The organism is Clostridia bacterium (genome assembly GCA_017410375.1).
GTDB lineage: Bacteria > Bacillota > Clostridia > RGIG6154 > RGIG6154 > RGIG6154.
In genome coordinates, this window is sequence record JAFQQW010000005.1 from 26,606 (window position 1) to 45,811 (window position 19,206).

19 protein-coding genes are annotated in these 19,206 nt (G+C 43.6%); 5 read left to right on the forward strand and 14 right to left on the reverse strand.

Annotated features, from left to right (window positions below):
• Positions 1–27 precede the first annotated feature (27 nt).
• The 3 genes from IJE10_00800 to IJE10_00810 all read left to right on the forward strand — a co-directional run bounded on the left by IJE10_00800 (position 28) and on the right by IJE10_00810 (position 4,466).
• Positions 28–2,442 carry a leucine--tRNA ligase gene (locus tag IJE10_00800; protein ID MBQ2966644.1) on the forward strand — a complete coding sequence of 805 codons (2,415 nt, stop codon included), beginning with the start codon at positions 28–30 and terminating at the stop codon, positions 2,440–2,442.
• A 264-nt stretch (positions 2,443–2,706) separates the two neighbouring features.
• The gene (locus IJE10_00805) at positions 2,707–3,201 is read left to right on the forward strand and encodes a hypothetical protein (protein MBQ2966645.1); all 495 of its coding nucleotides are present in this window, start codon (positions 2,707–2,709) and stop codon (positions 3,199–3,201) included.
• A 164-nt stretch (positions 3,202–3,365) separates the two neighbouring features.
• The gene (locus tag IJE10_00810) at positions 3,366–4,466 is read left to right on the forward strand and encodes a hypothetical protein (protein MBQ2966646.1); all 1,101 of its coding nucleotides are present in this window, start codon (positions 3,366–3,368) and stop codon (positions 4,464–4,466) included.
• Positions 4,467–4,501: 35 nt separating this feature from the next.
• Here IJE10_00810 and IJE10_00815 read toward each other — a convergent pair whose 3' ends face one another.
• From IJE10_00815 to IJE10_00835, 5 genes are read right to left on the reverse strand one after another with little or no spacing between them, the layout of a single operon-like run.
• Positions 4,502–5,581: a hypothetical protein gene (locus IJE10_00815; protein MBQ2966647.1), complete on the reverse strand. Its 1,080-nt coding sequence runs from the start codon at positions 5,579–5,581 to the stop codon at positions 4,502–4,504.
• A gap of 3 nt (positions 5,582–5,584) precedes the next feature.
• The gene (locus tag IJE10_00820; protein MBQ2966648.1) at positions 5,585–6,661 is read right to left on the reverse strand and encodes a hypothetical protein; all 1,077 of its coding nucleotides are present in this window, start codon (positions 6,659–6,661) and stop codon (positions 5,585–5,587) included.
• On the reverse strand, positions 6,658–7,272 hold the full coding sequence (locus IJE10_00825; protein MBQ2966649.1) for a sugar O-acetyltransferase: 615 nt from the start codon (positions 7,270–7,272) through the stop codon (positions 6,658–6,660). The genes IJE10_00820 and IJE10_00825 overlap by 4 nt, the downstream gene beginning before the upstream one ends.
• Before the next feature lie 4 nt (positions 7,273–7,276).
• Positions 7,277–7,894 carry a hypothetical protein gene (locus IJE10_00830; GenBank protein ID MBQ2966650.1) on the reverse strand — a complete coding sequence of 206 codons (618 nt, stop codon included), beginning with the start codon at positions 7,892–7,894 and terminating at the stop codon, positions 7,277–7,279.
• A 52-nt stretch (positions 7,895–7,946) separates the two neighbouring features.
• A complete protein-coding gene (locus tag IJE10_00835; protein MBQ2966651.1) occupies positions 7,947–9,773 on the reverse strand; it encodes an S-layer homology domain-containing protein in 1,827 nt (608 codons plus the stop codon).
• A 145-nt stretch (positions 9,774–9,918) separates the two neighbouring features.
• On the opposite strand from IJE10_00835, the gene IJE10_00840 reads away from it, so the two are divergent.
• Positions 9,919–10,590, forward strand: a complete 672-nt coding sequence (locus IJE10_00840; GenBank protein MBQ2966652.1) for a M23 family metallopeptidase — start codon at positions 9,919–9,921, stop codon at positions 10,588–10,590.
• A 25-nt stretch (positions 10,591–10,615) separates the two neighbouring features.
• Here IJE10_00840 and IJE10_00845 read toward each other — a convergent pair whose 3' ends face one another.
• From IJE10_00845 to IJE10_00880, 8 genes are all read right to left on the reverse strand, one after another.
• Positions 10,616–11,350 (reverse strand): ComF family protein, encoded by a 735-nt coding sequence (locus tag IJE10_00845; protein MBQ2966653.1) that lies wholly within the window; start codon positions 11,348–11,350, stop codon positions 10,616–10,618.
• Positions 11,340–13,544 carry an ATP-dependent RecD-like DNA helicase gene (locus IJE10_00850; GenBank protein ID MBQ2966654.1) on the reverse strand — a complete coding sequence of 735 codons (2,205 nt, stop codon included), beginning with the start codon at positions 13,542–13,544 and terminating at the stop codon, positions 11,340–11,342. Before IJE10_00850 ends, IJE10_00845 begins: the two co-directional genes overlap by 11 nt.
• A 1-nt stretch (position 13,545) precedes the next feature.
• Positions 13,546–13,848 (reverse strand): hypothetical protein, encoded by a 303-nt coding sequence (locus IJE10_00855; GenBank protein ID MBQ2966655.1) that lies wholly within the window; start codon positions 13,846–13,848, stop codon positions 13,546–13,548.
• Positions 13,849–13,895: 47 nt separating this feature from the next.
• Positions 13,896–14,726 carry a 16S rRNA (cytidine(1402)-2'-O)-methyltransferase gene (gene rsmI, locus IJE10_00860; GenBank protein ID MBQ2966656.1) on the reverse strand — a complete coding sequence of 277 codons (831 nt, stop codon included), beginning with the start codon at positions 14,724–14,726 and terminating at the stop codon, positions 13,896–13,898.
• Positions 14,723–15,457, reverse strand: coding sequence for a tRNA1(Val) (adenine(37)-N6)-methyltransferase (locus IJE10_00865; GenBank protein MBQ2966657.1), 735 nt, complete (start codon positions 15,455–15,457; stop codon positions 14,723–14,725). The genes rsmI and IJE10_00865 overlap by 4 nt, the downstream gene beginning before the upstream one ends.
• Before the next feature lie 77 nt (positions 15,458–15,534).
• The gene (locus IJE10_00870; GenBank protein MBQ2966658.1) at positions 15,535–15,705 is read right to left on the reverse strand and encodes a 4Fe-4S binding protein; all 171 of its coding nucleotides are present in this window, start codon (positions 15,703–15,705) and stop codon (positions 15,535–15,537) included.
• Between the two features lie 127 nt (positions 15,706–15,832).
• Positions 15,833–16,696, reverse strand: coding sequence for a stage 0 sporulation family protein (locus IJE10_00875; protein ID MBQ2966659.1), 864 nt, complete (start codon positions 16,694–16,696; stop codon positions 15,833–15,835).
• Positions 16,689–17,678 (reverse strand): hypothetical protein, encoded by a 990-nt coding sequence (locus IJE10_00880; GenBank protein ID MBQ2966660.1) that lies wholly within the window; start codon positions 17,676–17,678, stop codon positions 16,689–16,691. Before IJE10_00880 ends, IJE10_00875 begins: the two co-directional genes overlap by 8 nt.
• A gap of 854 nt (positions 17,679–18,532) precedes the next feature.
• Here IJE10_00880 and IJE10_00885 point away from each other — a divergent pair.
• Positions 18,533–18,958, forward strand: coding sequence for a 3D domain-containing protein (locus tag IJE10_00885; GenBank protein MBQ2966661.1), 426 nt, complete (start codon positions 18,533–18,535; stop codon positions 18,956–18,958).
• Between the two features lie 142 nt (positions 18,959–19,100).
• Here IJE10_00885 and IJE10_00890 read toward each other — a convergent pair.
• The coding region (locus tag IJE10_00890) for an IS3 family transposase (protein ID MBQ2966662.1) at positions 19,101–19,206 on the reverse strand (106 nt) is incomplete at its 5' end.

Below are 19,206 nucleotides of genomic sequence, written 5' to 3' on the forward strand. Positions count from 1 at the left end.
TGATAAACAGAAAGGTTTTGATATAAGATGGATTACAAATTCAGACAAATTGAAGACAAATGGCAAAAATACTGGGACGAGCATCATACCTTTGAGGCGTCCTCGAAAGATAAATCCAAGCCGAAGTTTTATGGCTTGGTAGAATTTCCGTATCCCTCGGGCTACGGCTTGCATGTAGGACATCCCAGAAGCTATACTGCCCTTGACATTGTGGCAAGAAAAAGAAGAATGGAAGGCTATAACGTACTGTATCCCATGGGATGGGATGCATTTGGTCTGCCCACCGAAAACTTTGCAATCAAAAATAAGATTCATCCCCGCATTGTAACCGAAAACAATGTGGCAAACTTTAAGCGTCAGTTAAAGAGCATCGGTTTTTCCTTTGACTGGTCGAAAGAAATCAACACCACAGACCCGAATTATTTCAAGTGGACCCAGTGGATTTTCTTGAAATTGTTTGAAAAAGGACTTGCTTATAAGCAGGAAATGCCGGTTAACTGGTGTGTAAGCTGTAAGTGCGGTCTGGCAAACGAAGAAGTTGTAAACGGTGTTTGCGAACGTTGCGGCAGCCAGGTTGTACAGAAGTTAAAGAGCCAGTGGATGCTCAAAATTACCGAATATGCACAGCGTCTGATTGATGACTTGGATGACCTTGACTACATAGAACGCGTTAAAATTCAGCAGAAAAACTGGATTGGCCGTTCTGAGGGCGCAGAGGTTGATTTCGCTTTAACAGTTGGCGAAAAGCTCAGAGTATATACCACCCGTCCCGACACCTTGTTTGGTGCAACCTACATGGTTATCTCGCCCGAGCATCCTTTTATCGACAAATTTGCATCTGAAATTACCAATATGGACGAAATCAAGGCTTACCGCGAAGCGGCAGCTAAAAAGTCCGATTTTGAAAGAACCGAGCTTGCCAAAGATAAGACCGGTGTAGAAATGAAAGGCATCCGTGCCATCAACCCGGTAAACGGCAAAGAAATTCCGGTTTGGATTTCCGATTATGTACTCATGACCTACGGTACCGGTGCGATTATGGCAGTACCTGCACACGATACTCGTGACTATGAATTCGCAAAGAAATTTAATCTCCCCATCATTCAGGTGGTTGAGGGCGACAATGTAGACCTGGAAAAAGAAGCGTTCACCGATGTGTCGGAAGGCGTGATGATGAATTCCGATTTCCTGAACGGTTTGCAGGTAAAAGAAGCGATTCAGAAGATTATCGCATACCTTGCCGAAAAAGGCGTTGGCAAAAAGAAGGTTAACTATAAACTGCGTGACTGGGTATTCTCCAGACAGCGTTACTGGGGTGAACCCATTCCGTTGGTACAGTGCGATTGCTGCGGATTCGTTCCCGTTCCTGAAAGCGAATTACCTTTAACACTTCCGGATGTGGAAAACTACGAGCCTACAGACGACGGTCAGTCGCCTTTAGCGGCAATCACCGATTGGGTAAACACCACTTGTCCTAAGTGCGGTAAGCCTGCAAAGCGCGAAACCGATACCATGCCCCAGTGGGCTGGCTCTTCCTGGTACTTCCTGCGCTATATCGACCCCAAAAACGATTGTGCGTTGGCTGCCAAAGAAGAACTGGATTACTGGATGCCGGTGGATTGGTACAACGGCGGTATGGAACACACCACATTGCACTTGCTTTATTCCAGATTCTGGCACAAGTTCTTATATGACATTGGTGTTGTCAGCATGCCCGAGCCTTATAACAAACGTACCAGCCATGGTATGATTCTGGGCGAAAACGGCGAAAAGATGTCCAAATCCCGTGGTAACGTGGTAAATCCCGATGATATTGTAGAAAACTACGGTGCAGATACATTCAGAACCTACGAAATGTTTATCGGTGCGTTTGACCAGTCTACGCCCTGGTCCGAACAGGGTGTTAAGGGTTGTCACAAGTTCTTAGAACGTGTCTGGAACTTGCTGGATATTGTAACCGATGAAACGGAATATTCCAAAGACATGGAAAGCCTGATGCATAAGACCATCAAAAAGGTAACCGACGACATCGAAAAGATGAAGTTTAACACCGCGATTGCATCGCTCATGGCACTTATCAATGAATTCTATCGTAAGGGTAGTGTGACAAAGGGCGAACTTAAGACCTTTATCCACTTGCTGAACCCCACCGCACCGCATATCACTGAAGAAATGTGGCAGGTGCTGGGCTTTGAGGGTACACTTTCTGCAAATGCATGGCCGACCTTTGACGAAAGCAAAACGGTGGATGATTCAGTAGAAATCGTGCTTCAGATTAACGGCAAAATCCGTGACAAGCTGGTAATTCCGTCCGGTCTTTCCCGCGAAGATACTGAAAAAGCAGCTATGGAAAGCGAAAAAATTAAAGAACTTACCGCAGGTAAGCAAATCATTAAAGTTATCGCTGTTCCCGGCAAGCTTGTAAATGTAGTATGTAAATAATTTTAAAACTCTGCTCACTTGAGCAGAGTTTTTCTTTACAAAACAGGAAATATGTGCTACAATAAAAATGCCAAGTAATTTCATATTTAGAATCACTATAAGTGTGCGTTTTTCTTTTAGGTAAAAATGCATGCTCTGTTTTGCATACTTGTAGTGATATTTGTATGTGTGAAATTGCTTGGCGGCTCGGAGCTGTGCGTTTTTCATGCGTAGCTTCGGCTACGCATTTTTTATTTTACAAGGAAGAAAAAAGGAGGAAGAAAAGTGAAGGAACTGTTTGAGTTGACAGCAAGAGAGCGACCTAAAACGTTGGAAGATTGTGCAAGACCGGATCCGGTGGTTTCTTGTTTGTACAGTTGGGCAAATACATTAAGACATTGGGGGAGATATGCTTGCATTGTATTCGTATTGTTTGGTATTCTCGATGGGGTGACGATTGCATCTGCTGTAAAAGAAAAAGCTTTTTTGGCGTTTGTGATAGAATTTTTGCCCGATTTGATTACGGGAGTTATTGCATACCTCTCGTTTGCTTGTGTCGGTGTATTGTTGATTGCTTTTGCAAATGTTATTTACAACACCAGAATAACAGCAAACTTTAAGATGTATAACGAATTGCCTGTGCCGATAGTTAAAGTAGCTGTAAAACCGGATGCCAAAGCATATGAGGCGGGATATTGGGTGTGTAAAGAATGTAAAACTAAAAATCCGGCAGGTGCAAACATGTGTTACAAATGCGGATTGAGTGAAAAACTGTTTTAAAAGGCATATTTCTTGATAATAAAAGTAGCGTAGCGTGCGAAAGGATATGATTTTCAAATCATGTCCTTTTTTCTATGAAATGGAGATGTGAAACACACAAATTTCTTGCGAAAAAAGCAGAGGTGTGTTATACTGTATATATCGACAAAAAAGGGGGAACAGAAATGAAGAAAATAATGACGGTTGTTTTGAGCGTGGTTATGCTTATGTCTTGCTTTGGCATGATTGCACAGGCGAAGGTAGGAGATGTAGTGGGAACGGCTTTGAATACTGATATTGTAGTATACATCAATCATTATGCCATTCCGTCCTATGCGGTGAACGGACAGTCCGTAGTTGTGGCGGAGGATTTACAGAATTTCGGATTTGATGTATTCTGGAATCAGTATGACAGAAGCCTGACCATAACCCGCAACGGAAGTACAGAGGTAACTGCCATGGAGGTTTGTAAAGAAGATGCCCCGGGAACAAAATTTACCGATATACTGGCAACTGATATTAAGGTTTATGCGGGTAATAAGCGGATAACTTCATATGCAATGAACGGATATACCATGGTGCCTGTGGAGGAATTGACCATGTTTGGAGACGTGCATTGGGTTCCTAACGAGCGTGCACTGAAAATGTGGGTAAGTGATCTGCACGCGAATCATGTGATGCAGGAGGTGTCTTATTGGAAAGTGCCGATGCTCACAATGGATATGCAGGAGATATATGTGTTCCCAAGCGAGGTGCTTGCATATCAGGCGGCAGGGTGGTATACATATGGCGATTTTGTGATTGCTTGGGCAAACAAGCTGGCAAACGAACAGGGATACGCTGCAGCTGCAGAATATCTGGAAACCAAGATATACGGTGAAGACTTCGGTACTCTCTATGCTACCGATGAGCATGTCGAGCTGTTGCTGAAATACTACAGACTGCTGTATAGACAGGTCGGTGTTCCCATTGTTGTAAAGGATACTTATGTAGACTATGATTCAAGCGGAAATCCGCAGGCGAATCTTGTGCTTTGGAACATATCCAATAAAAATATAGAAGCCTTTGAACTGGAATTTACATGCATGAATGCATATGGTGAAATTACTTATGATTATAACTATTATGATGCAATCATAAGCGGTTATACCGATTTTGCCGACTTAACATGGGGAGACACTGTGACATACACCTGGACAATTGATGACTGCAGCAGAATGCGAAAAGTCGGAAATGTGTATATCGAAAAAGTTGCGTTTGATGACGGAACGACCTGGTTCAGATAAAAAGCAAATAAAAAAGACCGCAACGCGGTCTTTTTTTATTTAATGGATTCTAGTGCTTGCTTTAAAACAGGCTCAATGCCTTTTGCCATAAGATGAAAACCGAGGTCGTTGGGATGACAACCATCGAAGGTGCAATCTGCGTGGTCGTGTTCGTTTTTGAAGAAGGTTTCTCCATCAATAAAATAAACATTTTTGTCACCACGAGCAAGTGCATTTTGGTATGTCTGATAGACAACGGCACGACGTTTGATGCTGTTTTCTATTCCTTCTTTGCCGTGTGCAGGGTGTCCGAAATCAGGCTTGGTAATCATAATAATCGGTATTTCGGGATGTTTTTTGCGCACGGTTAAAAATACATTCTCGTGGGTGTTTTGAAGATGCTCAAGGGTGGGGGCGTTGTGTTCGTAATCCAATACAAAAACAGACATATCAAGGCTTGCAAGATATTCTGCTATTTCCGGTTCACCCTTTGCGTTTCCTGAAAAGCCTAAGTTGATATAATCAAAATCAAGCGCACGGGAAAGAATGGAAGTGTACTGCAAACCGGGTCTGGAGGCACATCCGCCCTGCGTAATAGATGAGCCGTAAAACACAACCGGTTTTTGGTATGTATAGGGTTTTGCAGGTTTAAACACCGCATTTTTTTGTAAACCGATATACACATCGGCTACATTATTATATAGTGGGAAGTTGATTGTGATTTCACGCATGCCTTTGTCAGGGAAATCCCAATAGGTGTCATAGTCCTTGGTTGTATTGGGGGGCGGAACCAACGGACGGAAAAACAGATTGTCTCCGTAAATATCAAATCCGGCAGCACCGGTAAGGGTCATGTTATTAGGTCTTGCGATACCGTTGGTTTTGCAGGAAATGGCAATGTAGTCTGAATCTGTAACAAACCGAAGTCTGCCACCTGAGGTGTTCTCGTTCAGCCAAATGAGATTTTGGCTGATTTTTTCTGCAACTGATTTGTCCATGCGAAAAAACTGGGTTTCATCATACATCAAACCGTATAAGCACCAATCGTTTTCCTTAACATTGTAAAACACAACATCTTTTTTGTCTATCGCTTCGGGAACTGTAAAATTTTTATCAATTTTAGAAATATCGCTCATTTTTTAACACTCCTTTTTCAGGGATTCTAGTGCTTGTTTTAAAACAGGCTCGATGCCTTTTGCCATGAGCGCAAAGCCGTGGTCGGTGGGATGAACGCCGTCTACTGTGCAATCGCCCGGGTCGGTTTCGTTTATCCAGAAGCTTTCGCCATCTACAAAGTATACGTTTTTGTCTCCGTTTTCAAGGGCATTTTTGTAGGTGGTATAAATGATGTCGCGACGTTTTATATCCTCTTCCTTTGTGTTGTAAGGGATACCAAAATCGGGCTTGCTAATCATGATAACAGGCAATTCAGGTTGTTTTTCGCGAATGGTTTTAAACAGCTGTTCGTGCCGTTCCTGCAATCCTTCCACACTTGAGTTGTGGTCGTAATCCATGACAAAAACGGACATATCAAGGTTTGCAAGATAGTCAGCCATAGCAGGTTCCCCTTTGGCATTTCCCGAAAAGCCTAAATTGAGGTGGTCAAAATCAAGCTTTCGGGCAAGTATTGCAGAATACTGACAGCCCGGTCTGGAAGCACATCCGCCTTGCGTAATGGACGAGCCGTAAAACACCACCGGCTTTTGGTATGTATACGGCTTTGCAGGCAGGAAGGTAGCATCCTTCTGCAAACCGAGATACACCTCATCAACGGGGTTATAAAGAGGGAAATGTATCAAAATTTCGCGCGGTTTACGGTCGGGGAATTCCCGATAGGTATCCATACCGCCTACAGCATCTACTGTGGTGATTAAAGGACGGTAAAATATGTTGTCTGCATAAATATCAAAGCTGGAGCTGCCCGAAAGAGGCATATGATTCATGTGATGTTCAAGGCTTCCTTTAAAAGAGATGGCAATATACTCTGAATCGGTAACAAAACGAAGTCTGCCTCCCGATGTGTGGTAGTTCAAGACTTCAACGCCTGTGCTGACTTCTTTTGCAATCTCTTTGTCCATACGGTAAAAGCATTTGTTATCATATTTCAAACCGTGTAAGCACCAGTCATTTTCTTTAATGTTGTAAAACACCACATCGTCCTTGTCAATGGTTTGGGAAACATCAAAGTTTTTATCAATCTTGGAAATAGGATTCATTTTTTTAAAGCCTCCCAATCAATTTTTTTGGTTTTGTAGTAGTATTCTTTGTCATGGTCGCCGATTTCGCGTAATACTTTACAAGGGTTGCCTACCGCAACAACATTTGCGGGGATATCTTTGGTAACAACACTTCCTGCACCGATGACCGAATTGTCTCCGATGGTAATGCCGGGCAGGATTACAGAATTGGCACCAATCCAGACGTTATTTCCAATGTGCACGGGAATGTTGTACTGTGCCACATCTCTTCTCAAATCGGGATTTATCGGGTGTCCTGCGGTGGCAACGGTGACGTTCGGACCAAACATAACCGAATCCCCTACAAAAATATCGGTATCGTCCACCAACGTTAAATTAAAATTTGCATATACATTGTTGCCAAAATGTGTGTGACAGCCCCAGTTTGCGTGCAGGGGCGGCTCTACATAACAGTTTTTGCCAACTTCAGCTAACAACTCTTTTAAAAGGAAGGCGCGTTTTTCGAATTCTGAGGGACGTGTCTGATTAAAGTCGTATAATTTCTCCAGACATAAAATCTGTTCTTTCATCAGTGCTTCGTCATCACAAAAGTAGATTTCTCCGCTTTTCATGCGTTCTTTTGCGTTCATACAGTTACCTCCCTACCATCAGTTTTACGGCGCGTTGCCATGCAAGCTTTTCTTCTTCGGTAATACTTTCATTTGCATAACGGTAGTCGTGCTTGCGGACAATTTCATCTAAATGCTCCTTTGCAGTTTCTAAGTTTCGAATCTGCACCTCATAAAGCCCGGCTAAAAGCTCTTTTTGCTTTTTGAAGCGTATCTTCAGCTCTTTTAAATGCGGTCGGCAAATGCAGGATTTTGTGTCTGCAAACTTGTCATAAAACGCCTTATCGCCCGAAAAGTATTCCATAAAAGCTCTGTAGGTTACCTCGTCTGCTTCCACTTCCTTAGAGCAAACCAGACAACCGGGTTTCTTTTTGGCGTCAATATTTTTTAAATAGTCACCGATTAAGTCGCTGTATAAAATAGAGTGGGCAAGCGGGTCACCCTGCGCCATCATATCATAGGCATGCTTGCGACAGAGACCACCGTTATTGCGGATGGTTGTACGGAAATTTCGGTCATTGACGCCTTCGTACAAAAAAGCATCAATAAACTCGTCTGCCCATTTCTGGCGCATGAGACAAATCGGGCAGTCGTCCTGCTCAAAAAGCTCCATAAAGTCATAGTATTTCTGGGTCTTTATCATTTTTGTACTCCTTTGAAAAAAGCTGTGCTTTTCGCACAGCTTTTTTATTCATTTATTTACCTGCGGGAAAAACAACGATGGAAATTGCTTCAGCGGTAAAGCCTGTGGTGGAAACCACGGCGGTTAAAGTATCACCGGGCTTGATGGTAGAAAGTGTTGCTTTTTTGCCGGTGGTACCGTTGATGATGCTTGCACCGGATTTCACAAACACTTTTTCGTACGAGCCGTCATTTAAGAGTAATGTAATGGAAGAATAGTTGGTGTTTACTTCAGTTACAGTACCCATTACATTTACGCTTTCAACTGTCGGTGTAGAGGTGATGGTTACTTCGGTTACGGTGGAGCTGTCGGTTTTAACGACTGCCGGGAAACCGAGACGAACATCGTAAATGGTTGCTTCTTCACCGTTGATGGTAATGGCGATGCTGTTATCCATTGCACATTCAATTTCTTCCTTGCCGATATCAATCTTGATTCTGGGATTGGTGCTGGAAATGATGATTTCTTCAATGGTACCTTCGTAGGATTTCTTTACGCTGGTTGCATCAACAGAGTAGATGATATCGTATTCCATTTTAACGGTAACCTTGTCGCCAACCTTTAAGTCGCGCATGGTTACTTCATCACCGTTTCTGGTAACAGATACGTCGTCTTCAGAGAGCGGATATGTCACAACGCTGTTGTTGGAAAGCTTGATGGATAGGCTGCCTTCTTCTTCGTAATCAAAGGCGCTGATATAGCCGTTGATGGTGGTTTTTCTTGCAGCTGCGTTGATAATGGTTACACGGCTGTCGCGAATGGTGAGCTTAATGCGGTCGCCACTCTGCAGAGAAGACATGGAAACCTCTTCGCCGTCTAAGTAAATGCGAACATCATCGTCTAAAATATAGCTTAAGGTGCTGGGGTCGTCTCCGATTTCGCGAACCAGAATTTTCTGAATTGTGGAGGAAGAACCTTTTCCGGCATAATAGCCTTCAATTGTTTCGTCTTTCAGTACGGTCAAGGCTTCAATCATATAAATGTCTTTGCCGGAATACTGAACGTTAATGATGTCACCGGTGGAAATCATGTCGATGTCTTCAATGTTTTCTGCATTTAAGGTGATGCGAACATCGCCGGTATTATTAAATACTTCCTTGTTGTTAAACTCATCAATGTAGGTGATGGAGTTATCGAAACCGCTTACCTCTTCAACAGTACCGCATACGGTAGAAAGGTTTAACGTTTTCATGGCATTGTAAAGCAAAACCGACATTTGTGCGCGGGTTACGATGCCGTTGGGATCAAACTTGTTATCTTCTACACCTTTCATTAAACCGTGCTGGTAGCAGTAGTTTACATGCGGTAAGGTTTTTGCGGAAATTTCTTCCACATCAGCAAAGGGGAGCGAAATTTCGTCAGCCTTGAGCAGTTCATCCTCTGCATTTGCCATTTTTACCATAAGAACAGCTGCTTCATAGCGCTTAACGGGCTGTGCGCCCAGATCCAGTTTAAGAAAAGTCTGTAATTCTTCGGGACTGAAAACCTCGCGGTATAAAATGTATGCTAAGTTTTTCTGGTAGGCAGGATATTTCAATAAATTCACAACAGGATAATAATTGTTTTCGGCGAGCTCAACAATTTTTGCTTCTGTCGGATTATTCACACCAAGAATTCTGGAAATCAGAAGCAAAGAGTCAATACGGGTTACGCCCTGATCCGGTCGGAATGATCCGTCCTCAAAGCCGTTGATGATACCCATGTCAGCCATTTCATTAATCTGTGTAGTTGCCCAGCTGTATCTTTCTGCATCCACATCGTCAAAAGCGAAAACAGAAAAGGTAAGTTGCGAAAGCAAAAGTGCGACACACATTACACCTGTAATTATTTTTTTAATCATGTGTATTCCTCCCTAATTAGTTTCATGGTATTTATATCATACCATATATTGTGGATAATAGCAATAGTTTTTTCAAAAAAACAAGGTTTAATTTTAAATTTTTTGGGGAAAATCTGTATAGAATTCATGAAAAGGAGGAGAATGAATGAAAGTTTTACAAAAGCCGGTTTTTATTGGTGTCGGAATTTTTCTGGCAGGTATTTTACTTACAGGGGTTATCAGCCGTTATTATATCTCCAGAACCAACGAAATCAGTCAGAATGTATTGGATACGCAACAGCAGTCCATGAAAAATATGCAGGAGATGTTGTCTGTACCTGAGCCGGAAATGCATACTGTTCCGGTGGTTGAAGAGGTGCCCGAAGAACCTATGCCCGAAGAAACGATTGCAGAAGCGGAAGCAGATCTGTTTGCACTTTGCGCACCGGTTGCGGGAGACGTTATGACTGCGTATACAGGAGAGAGACTGGTATATTCTCCGGTTTTTGCAGACTATCGGGCACACGCCGGTATTGATTTGTACGGTGCTGTGGGAGAAACGGTGCGCGCTTGCGAAAAGGGTGAGGTACATGCCATTTATGCAGATAACATGTACGGAAAAACCGTTGAAATTAAACACGAAAACGGATTTTTGACCAAATACGCGAATCTTGATGCACAGGTGAAGGTGCAGGTCGGTGAGACGGTAGAACAGGGCGCTGTCATCGGTACAGTGGGCGAAACGGCTCTGGTGGAAGCTCAATCTGAACCGCATTTGCATTTTGAGCTTTATGAGAACGAAAAAGCAGTAAATCCGGAAGTGTATATAGAATTTTAAAAGGAGATAGCTAAGCTATCTCCTTTTAAAATTCTATGTCTTCTTCAACATTTGTAATATAAGGCAAATGCATGGCGACGGTGCAGATATAAATGTTTCTCACACCCTCTTTGCGGAGCTTTGCCGCGCAGGCGAGGGTGGTTGCACCGGTGGTGTAAATATCATCCAGCAATAGTGCGGTTTTGGGTGGGTTATCCGTGGGAATTGCCTCAAAAGCCTTTTTGGGATTGTTTTGGCGTTCTGCTTTGTTTAAGGTGCTTTGCCTTGGGGTATGCATGGTTTTGCGGAGCATATGAACCACGGGAATCCCGGACAGGACGGAGAGGGCTTTTGCAAGCTGGACACACTGGTCGTAGCCTCTCTCCTTCAGTCGCTGTTTAGAAACAGGGACGGGAATCAATGCATCAAAATTTGTAAGGTTATACTTATTTAACCGTTCCAGAAGAAAAGGCGCAAAGCTTTGCGCATAGTAGGGGCGGTTGCGGAATTTGAAGCATAAAATGGCTTCACGCAATTCTTCTTTATACAGAAAAGGGGAAACAATACCGCGGATGCCCGGAAAATGTCCTGCACAATAGGGACAGAAAGGCTTTTCATACACAGCATCCATAGCCTTTCCGCATCGGGGACAGGTGCGTATCGGTAAAAAGGGTAATTTTACCCGACACTTGTCACAAAGATTCGGCGGCTTTTGATTTATGGGCATGACCTTCCGGCAGAAAATACACTTTGGCGGAAAGAACAGATTTTTAAGAATCATAGGTTAAACGCTCCTGTAGTCCCGAGTATCTTCGGAATTCGTTATTGTTTTCAATCATCTGGGACAAAACGGTTTCCTGGCCCACCAGTACCACCAGCTGTTTGGCACGGGTTACGGCGGTGTACAGAAGATTTCTGGACTGCATCATGGTGTTCCCCGAAAAGACAGGCATAACAATAATGGGAAATTCACTGCCCTGGCTTTTGTGTACCGTAGTGGCAAAAGCCGGCTCTAACTCCATAAGAGAAGCGAAATGATAGGTTACCAGCTTGTCCTCGTCAAACAGTATGGTCATCTGTTCATTGCGGTTGTCAATGGTCTGGATGATGCCCATATCCCCATTGAACAAACCCTGTCCCTCGGGCATGAACGGGTCATTGCTTTCCCAGGGAATGTCATAATTATTTTTAATCTGCATCACCTTGTCGCCCTCTCTGTAGAGGTGTTCGCCGAACTTTTTCTCGTTCTTTTTATTGTCTGCGGGGTTTAAGGCGTTTTGCAGGGCTTCGTTTAACACGTTTACACCCACAGCATTTTTACGCATGGGGGTTAAAACCTGAATGTCGGTGTAGGGATTTACGTTGTATGCCTTGGGCAGACGGTATTTGCAAAGCTCCACAATGGTTTCCACCACTTTTTCGGGGGAATTGCGGTTCATCAAAAAGAAATCCTTGTCTTTTTGATTCAAAACGGGAAACTGTCCGCTGTTGATGCGGTGGGCGTTCATGACAATCATGCTTTCGCGTGCCTGACGGAAAATTTCGGTCAGGCGGATGGTCAGCACACCTTCACTTTTGATAATATCCCGCAATACATTGCCGGGGCCTACCGAGGGAAGCTGATCGGCATCTCCGACCAAAATCAGGGAAGTGCCGTGGGGAATTGCCCGTAAAAGGGCGTGGCAAAGCAAAATATCCACCATGGACATTTCGTCTACAATCACAGCGTCCGCTTCTAAAGGCGAGGCTTCGTTGCGGGCAAATTTTGTGCGATGCTCCTCTCGGGAGTATTCAGCTTCCAGTAAGCGATGAAGCGTACACGCCTCGTGGTTGGTCACCTCGGTCATGCGCTTTGCGGCACGACCCGTGGGTGCGGCAAGCAGGACGGTTTTGCCATCTGCCTCCATGGTCTGGATAATGGTATTGATGACGGTGGTTTTACCGGTACCGGGACCGCCTGTGATTACCACAACCGGAGTGGTCATGGCAGTAATTGCGGCACACCGTTGTTTTTCTTCCAAATTAATGCCGATACGGGCAGACACCTTGTCTACCAGCTTTTCCAGGGCAGGGGTTACCGACTTGGGCGGAATGTTGTTTAGTTCGCGCAGTTTGTCTGCAACGCCCGTTTCTGCCATATACATGCCGGCAAGGTAAACCGCCTCAAAAGCTTCGTGTTCTTCACGAATCAAATAGTGTTCCATGCAAAGCTCGCTTACTGCAATGTCTGCCGCCTCACCGTCACATTCTGTAAGCTGAATGGTTTTGGAAAGCAGAGTGTAGCGGGGCAGGTACACATGTCCGTTGGAGGAGGATTCCTGCAAAATAAAAATAACTGCCGCCTTGATGCGCTCGGGATTGTCGGCATGCACACCTAAGCCCTGGGCGATTTTATCGGCGGTTTTAAAGCCGATGCCTTGAATTTCCCGGGCAAGTACATAGGGGTTATTCTGAATGATTTCAATGGCGCTGCCGCCGAATTGCTTGTAAATTCTGCCTGCGTATACGGGAGAAATATTGTTTTGTTGCAGAAACATGATAATGTTTCGTACCCCGAACTGTGCCTGATAGCTGTTGCTGATTTCGATGGCTCTTTTTAAAGAGATACCTTTCAGCTCTGCCAGGCGTTCGGGGTCGGTTTCGATGATATTTAAAGCATCTTCCCCGAAGGTTTCTACAATTTTCTGCGCAGTAGACGGACCAATGCCCTTAATCATGCCTGCCGCTAAGTATTTGTAGATGGCTTCGATGGAATTTGGGGGTGTTTTACTGAAGGTGGATACAGAAAATTGTTTGCCGTAAGTGGGATGGTTGATGTATTCGCCTTCCACATCAATCATTTCGCCGGGCGCAACAAAAGGAAGGTAACCTACCAAAGTTACCATAACATCCTGTACATTCATATCGCAAACGCAGTATCCGTTTTCATCGTTGCGGAAAATGATTTCTTCAATTGTGCCGGACAAATGCTCCATTTTATGTATCCTTTCTTATGTATCGGTCATGTATGTATGCAGAAAAATCCGATTGGGAAACGAAATCCGCATACAAAAATTCGTTTTCCAATGAGGAAAAATCCTCTCCGTCTTTTGTGATGACCACCATGGGTAAACACAAACTGCTTAAGGTGCGGAGTGAAAAATACGCGTCACCCTGCTCCCGGTACATGGGGTAGAGGATTACGGCATCTGTAAAGCTTCGGCGCATCAGCTGAAAAGCAGTAAAGACAAGCGCCAGCAGACCAAAGCCTGCAAAAGAGAAAAGAAATATCTGAAACATATACGTCACCTCAATGACAGTATATGCTTTTGACTTAAAAATGTGTATCAGCTGTGCAAAAGCTTATACACGCTGTTTTTGGGCAGATTATAAAAGGCGGCGGTTTCTTTTGCGGCATCCTTTTTGCTCATGCCTGCATCCATAAGGGCTTGCGCTTTTTCTAAAATCATTTCCTCGGAAATAGTTTGTACATCTTCTATAGATGCGGTGTAGCCTTCTACCACCAGAACAAACTCGCCCTTCGGGGGATTTTCTTCAAAATGTGCCAATGCACCCGAAATATCGGTGCGCAACACCTCTTCGTGAATCTTTGTGATTTCACGCACAACCGCGATTTTGCGGTTGCCAAGGGCAGACAGCAAATCCTTTAAGGTGGTCAGTAATTTGTGAGGTGCTTCGTAAAAAATCAATGTGTGGGGAAGGGTTTTAACGCTTTCCAAATGCTCTTTTCTGGAGTTTTTGGTTACCGAAAGAAATCCTTCAAATGAAAATCTTCCGGTGGGCAGACCCGAAACGATAAGCGCCTGCACAAATGCACAGGGACCCGGGACGGGAATGACATCTATGCCGGCTTCGGCACATTGACGTACCAGATCCTCGCCGGGGTCGGAAATGGCAGGGGTGCCTGCATCGGTTACCAGCGCGCAGGTTTCGCCCTCTGCTATTTTGGCTATAATGATTTCACCCCGTTGGAGCTTGTTATGTTCATAGTAGCTGATCATCGGCTTTTTGATGCCGAAATGATTGAGTAGCTTTAAGGTGTGCCTCGTGTCCTCCGCGGCGACAAAATCCGACATTTTCAGCACCTCCAACGCCCGTTCCGAAATATCCGAAAGGTTGCCGATGGGGGTTGCTACCAAATATAAAACGCCATTCATGACTGATTCTCCTTTGTTTTCTGATACAATGCACTGCAATGAGCGGTGTATACGCCGTTTTGGTCGTATACCGTAAGCGGCGTTTCCCACTTTAAACCCTCGTTCCCGTCTTTCATGCCCTCAATTAAAATCAGGCAGGGTGCAGTGTTTTCTCTGGGATATACCGTTAAAATCCGTTTGGGTTCAATACGGTTTTCTTTCATTAAATATATAATTTGTGCGGCACGCTCGGGCTTGTGGACTAAAGCCAGCTTGCCCTTGGATTGCAAAAGGTATGCGCTCCGCTTGATAATGTCCTCTAAAGTGCAAAGCACCTCATGTCGTGCAATTGCAAGGGGAGAGGACGGATTTTTCAGCCCTGTTCCTGCCGGCTTATACGGTGGGTTGCAGGTTATATAGGAAAAAGAGGCGGCGGGAAAAAGAGAAACATCTTTTATGTCCCCCTCTTTGATTTCAATTTTATCTGTAAGGCTGTTGTATTCTACATTTTTTTGGGCGAGGGAAGCGGACTCGGGTTGAATTTCAAGCCCTGTGATTTTTTTTGCATTGCATTTTGCGGTCAGCAAAAGCGGAATAATGCCGTTGCCCGTGCCGATATCTAAGATGGTATCTTTCGGCTTTGGACAAACAAAATTTGCTAAAAGCACCGCGTCGGTGCCGAAGCAAAACAAATCCTTGTCCTGCCAGATTTTTAAATTTCCGACCCCAAGGTCGTCTAACCGTAAGCTCATACATTCACCTTTAATACTTCTGATTTATGAAAAGAGCGACGAACTTTAAAATCCGTCGCTCTTTTTGCATTTTTGTTTTACGCTTCCTGAGGAGCGGAAACAGGACATACGCCTGCACATGCACCGCATTCTAAGCATTCGTCAGCGTTGATAACATATTTGCCATCACCTTCGGAAATGCAGCTAACGGGACATTCGTCTACGCAAGCACCGCAGCTGATGCAATCATCAGAGATAATGTAAGCCATTCGTGGCACCTCCTATCCGTTCTAACTTCATCAAATTATGAAAAAAGGTATTTCTCCTTGTTCCATTTAGATTATTATAACATAAATATTTATATTTGCAAACATTTTTTTAAAAAAAAGTGGATTTTTATTCCAAATTCTTTAATTTTTTCATTTCTTCTGGGTTTACACGTACTTCTGCAGACTTCAAAACGGTTACGTCGCTGACATGCATCAGGTGTGAAACACCCTCTGCATCCTTGTCAAAGTGTATTTTTAGCATGCCGCGCAGAAGATTCACCTCCACAACCTTGCCTTTGCCCTCGGGCGTGTTAACCAGCGAGCCGACATTCGGGGTGGTTTTGAGCAAATCCTCGTAGGCTTCCTGCTCGTATTTCAAACAGCACATCAGTCTGGAACAGGTGCCTGAGATCTTAGTGGGGTTTAATGAAAGGTTTTGTTCCTTTGCCATTTTGATGGAAACCGGTTCAAAACCGCCTAAATGGGATGCACAGCAAAGCTTTCTGCCACAGATGCCAAGACCGCCTAACATTTTTGCTTCGTCACGCACACCGATTTGCCGAAGCTCAATGCGGGTGCGGAATACGGAAGCTAAATCCTTTACCAGGTCACGGAAATCCACTCTGCCGTCTGCGGTGAAGTAGAATAAAATCTTGTTCTGGTCAAATGTATATTCCACTTCTACCAGCTTCATGTCTAAGTTATGCTTTTCGATTTTTTCCTGACAGATTTTAAAGGCTTCTTTTTCTTTTTTAATATTGTCCTCTGCTCTTTGAATGTCCTGCTCGGTTGCAACGCGTAAAACGGGCTTTAACGGTGAGATAACATTCTTTTCATCTGTCATTTTGTTTGCAATGGCAACGTCGCCAAGTTCGACACCTCTTGCGGTTTCCACAACGGCTTTTGCGCCAAGCTCCAGTTTATTGCCTGCAGGGTCAAAGTAGTAAACCTTGCCTCCGTCTTTAAACTTAATTCCTACAATTTCAATCATGTAAGTCCTCCCAGGTATCTAATAAGAAGTTTAACACCGAGCCTTCAAATGCTGCGGCGTTTTTCAGTGCTTCCAGTAATTCAGCCAAACGGGTGGCTGTGTTTTCAATTGCTTTTATGCTCCATTTTCCCGAAAGATTTAAAATTGTTTCTTTTAAATCTTCATTTAATAATCCCGGAACAGAGAGCTTTGTAAAAAGCATGTCTTTTAATATAGCAAACATATAGTCAGCGTTTTTTTGTATTTCCTCCGCATTGTCCTTTAAATATCCGCAAAAATCAAAAATGCAGGATTTTTCGGTACCGCACAGGCGTTCTAAAAACAAAGCAAGTCGTTTGCGGCGGCTAAAGGCACCGTCCTCTTCCAAAAGGGCTTCTGCTAAAGCCGGGTCGCCCTGTGAAAAAGCGGCACAAAAAGCACAGATGGATTTCTTTTCCGGATACTTCTGTTCTAAATACAGCTGTATTTCTTGCGTGCCGGGCGGTGTCAGCTTGAATTTATGGGTGATGCGGGACAAAATAGTGGGGAGCAAATCCTCTTCCTTTTTGGCACACATAATAATCATATCGTAGGCGGGCGGTTCTTCAATGACCTTTAAAAGTGCGTTTTGTGCACCGGGAGTCAGAGCAGAAGCATCCTCTAAAATGAATATTTTGCGGTCACCCTCAAAGGGCTTGATGTACATGCGTCCAATCATTTCGCGGACTTCCTCTACACCGTAGCTTTGCTTTGCTTTTAATTTTTCAACCACAATTTTATCCGGGTGGCTTCCGGCAATTAATTTTTTGCAGGCGGGGCAGACTTTGCACATATCGGTGCCTCTTGCGTCACAAAGAAGGGTGTTTGCGGTTGCATGTGCCAAATCTTTTGCGGTGTCAGGCGAGCCGATAAAAAGCATGGCGTGCCGTAATGTGTTGGTGCGGATGCCGTTCCGGATACCTTCTATGATATTGGCTTGCCATTTGATTCTTGAAAAGTCCAAAACATACCTCCATGCATACTTAATTAAGTTTATTATATAAAAAAACAGCGGATTTGTCAATAGAATTTGTTTCCGTGTGCACATATATTTATTTAATAGAAGAAACGCATATTTGCGGGGCTAGAAATGTGTTTTGCTTATATGAACGTAATGTTAATAAAATGTATTATAGATTAAGTCTGTCAAAAATGAACACTTTTTTGAAAAAAATTGAAATTTAAATTGTTACAAAAATATAAACGAAAATTTCCCGTAGGAAAAAGAAACGGAAAACAGAGAAAAATGAATCAAATTGTAGTGTATGTGGGGATAAATCACCACTATTCATGGTGTTTTTTACTGTTTTTTGTGTTTTTTTCACCACTTTTGATTTTTTGCGAAATCGGCACCTGAAAAATGGAGGAATTTTTTTCCGTGATTTTGGATAAAATAGACCGTGTTGGAAAAAAGAACTTGACAACATGTTAAAAGAGTGTTACAATTAGCGAGGTAAAAAAAGGGGCCATAATCCCCGGGAGGTAAATATGTTAAAAGCAAAAATCAAGTCGGCAGGCAAAGTGCTTCTTGCAATTTGTTTAACCGCAATCGTGATTGCTCCGACATATACCGCGCACGTATATGCTGCAAAAGCATTGTCGGAAGGTCAGAACCCGGCAACCGAGGTTGCTGTAGAACAAGTGAATGTAAGTGAACAGGTTATTATAAAGCATGACACCATTGAAATTAAGCGTCCTGATATGTTTATCGGTGATTCTTATGTATCTGTACAGGGTCAGGACGGTGTCGTTTCCAACAACTACGCAGTGCGCTATGAAAACGGCGTAGAGGTATCTAAGGTATTGCTTGCTGAAGAAATGCTTGTAAAGCCTGTGGATACAATTAAATATGTGGGTACAAAAGTAAGACCTGAAACCAAGCAGACCTTTTTCGGTACATGGGTGACCAAGCCCACATCCTACAGAAATTCCTTTACGGTTTCGTGTACTGCATACGATTTGTCGTATGAAAGCTGTGGCAAACGTCCCGGCGACAGAGGATATGGTATTACCGCATCCGGTATGCGCGCAGGTGTTGGTGTTGTAGCGGTTGACCCGAGAGTGATTCCTTTGGGCACAAAGCTTTATATTGAAGCGGTAGACGGTTCCTGGACCTACGGCTATGCTGTAGCAGGGGATACCGGCGGTGCAATTAAAGGCAATCGTGTAGACCTGTTCTTTAACACCTACAATGAATGCATTCAGTTCGGCAGACGTAATGCAAGAGTTTACATTTTAGATTGATAAAGGGAATGTAAAAAAGTCCGGACCGCAAAAACGCGAGTATAAAGGCAAACGAAGGTTCTACAAACTTAAAAAGAAAGACCTATGATGAAGAAAACACGTAAATTTGGAGTGAACCCAAAAGTTTAGACAAAATTTAATATTAAATTGCTTGAGAATGAGTTCGGTATTGTACCGGGCTCATTCCGTTTAATTTAAGAGATATTCTCTTGTTGTTGTAGTAATGTATGTATTCTTCCAGCTTCTTA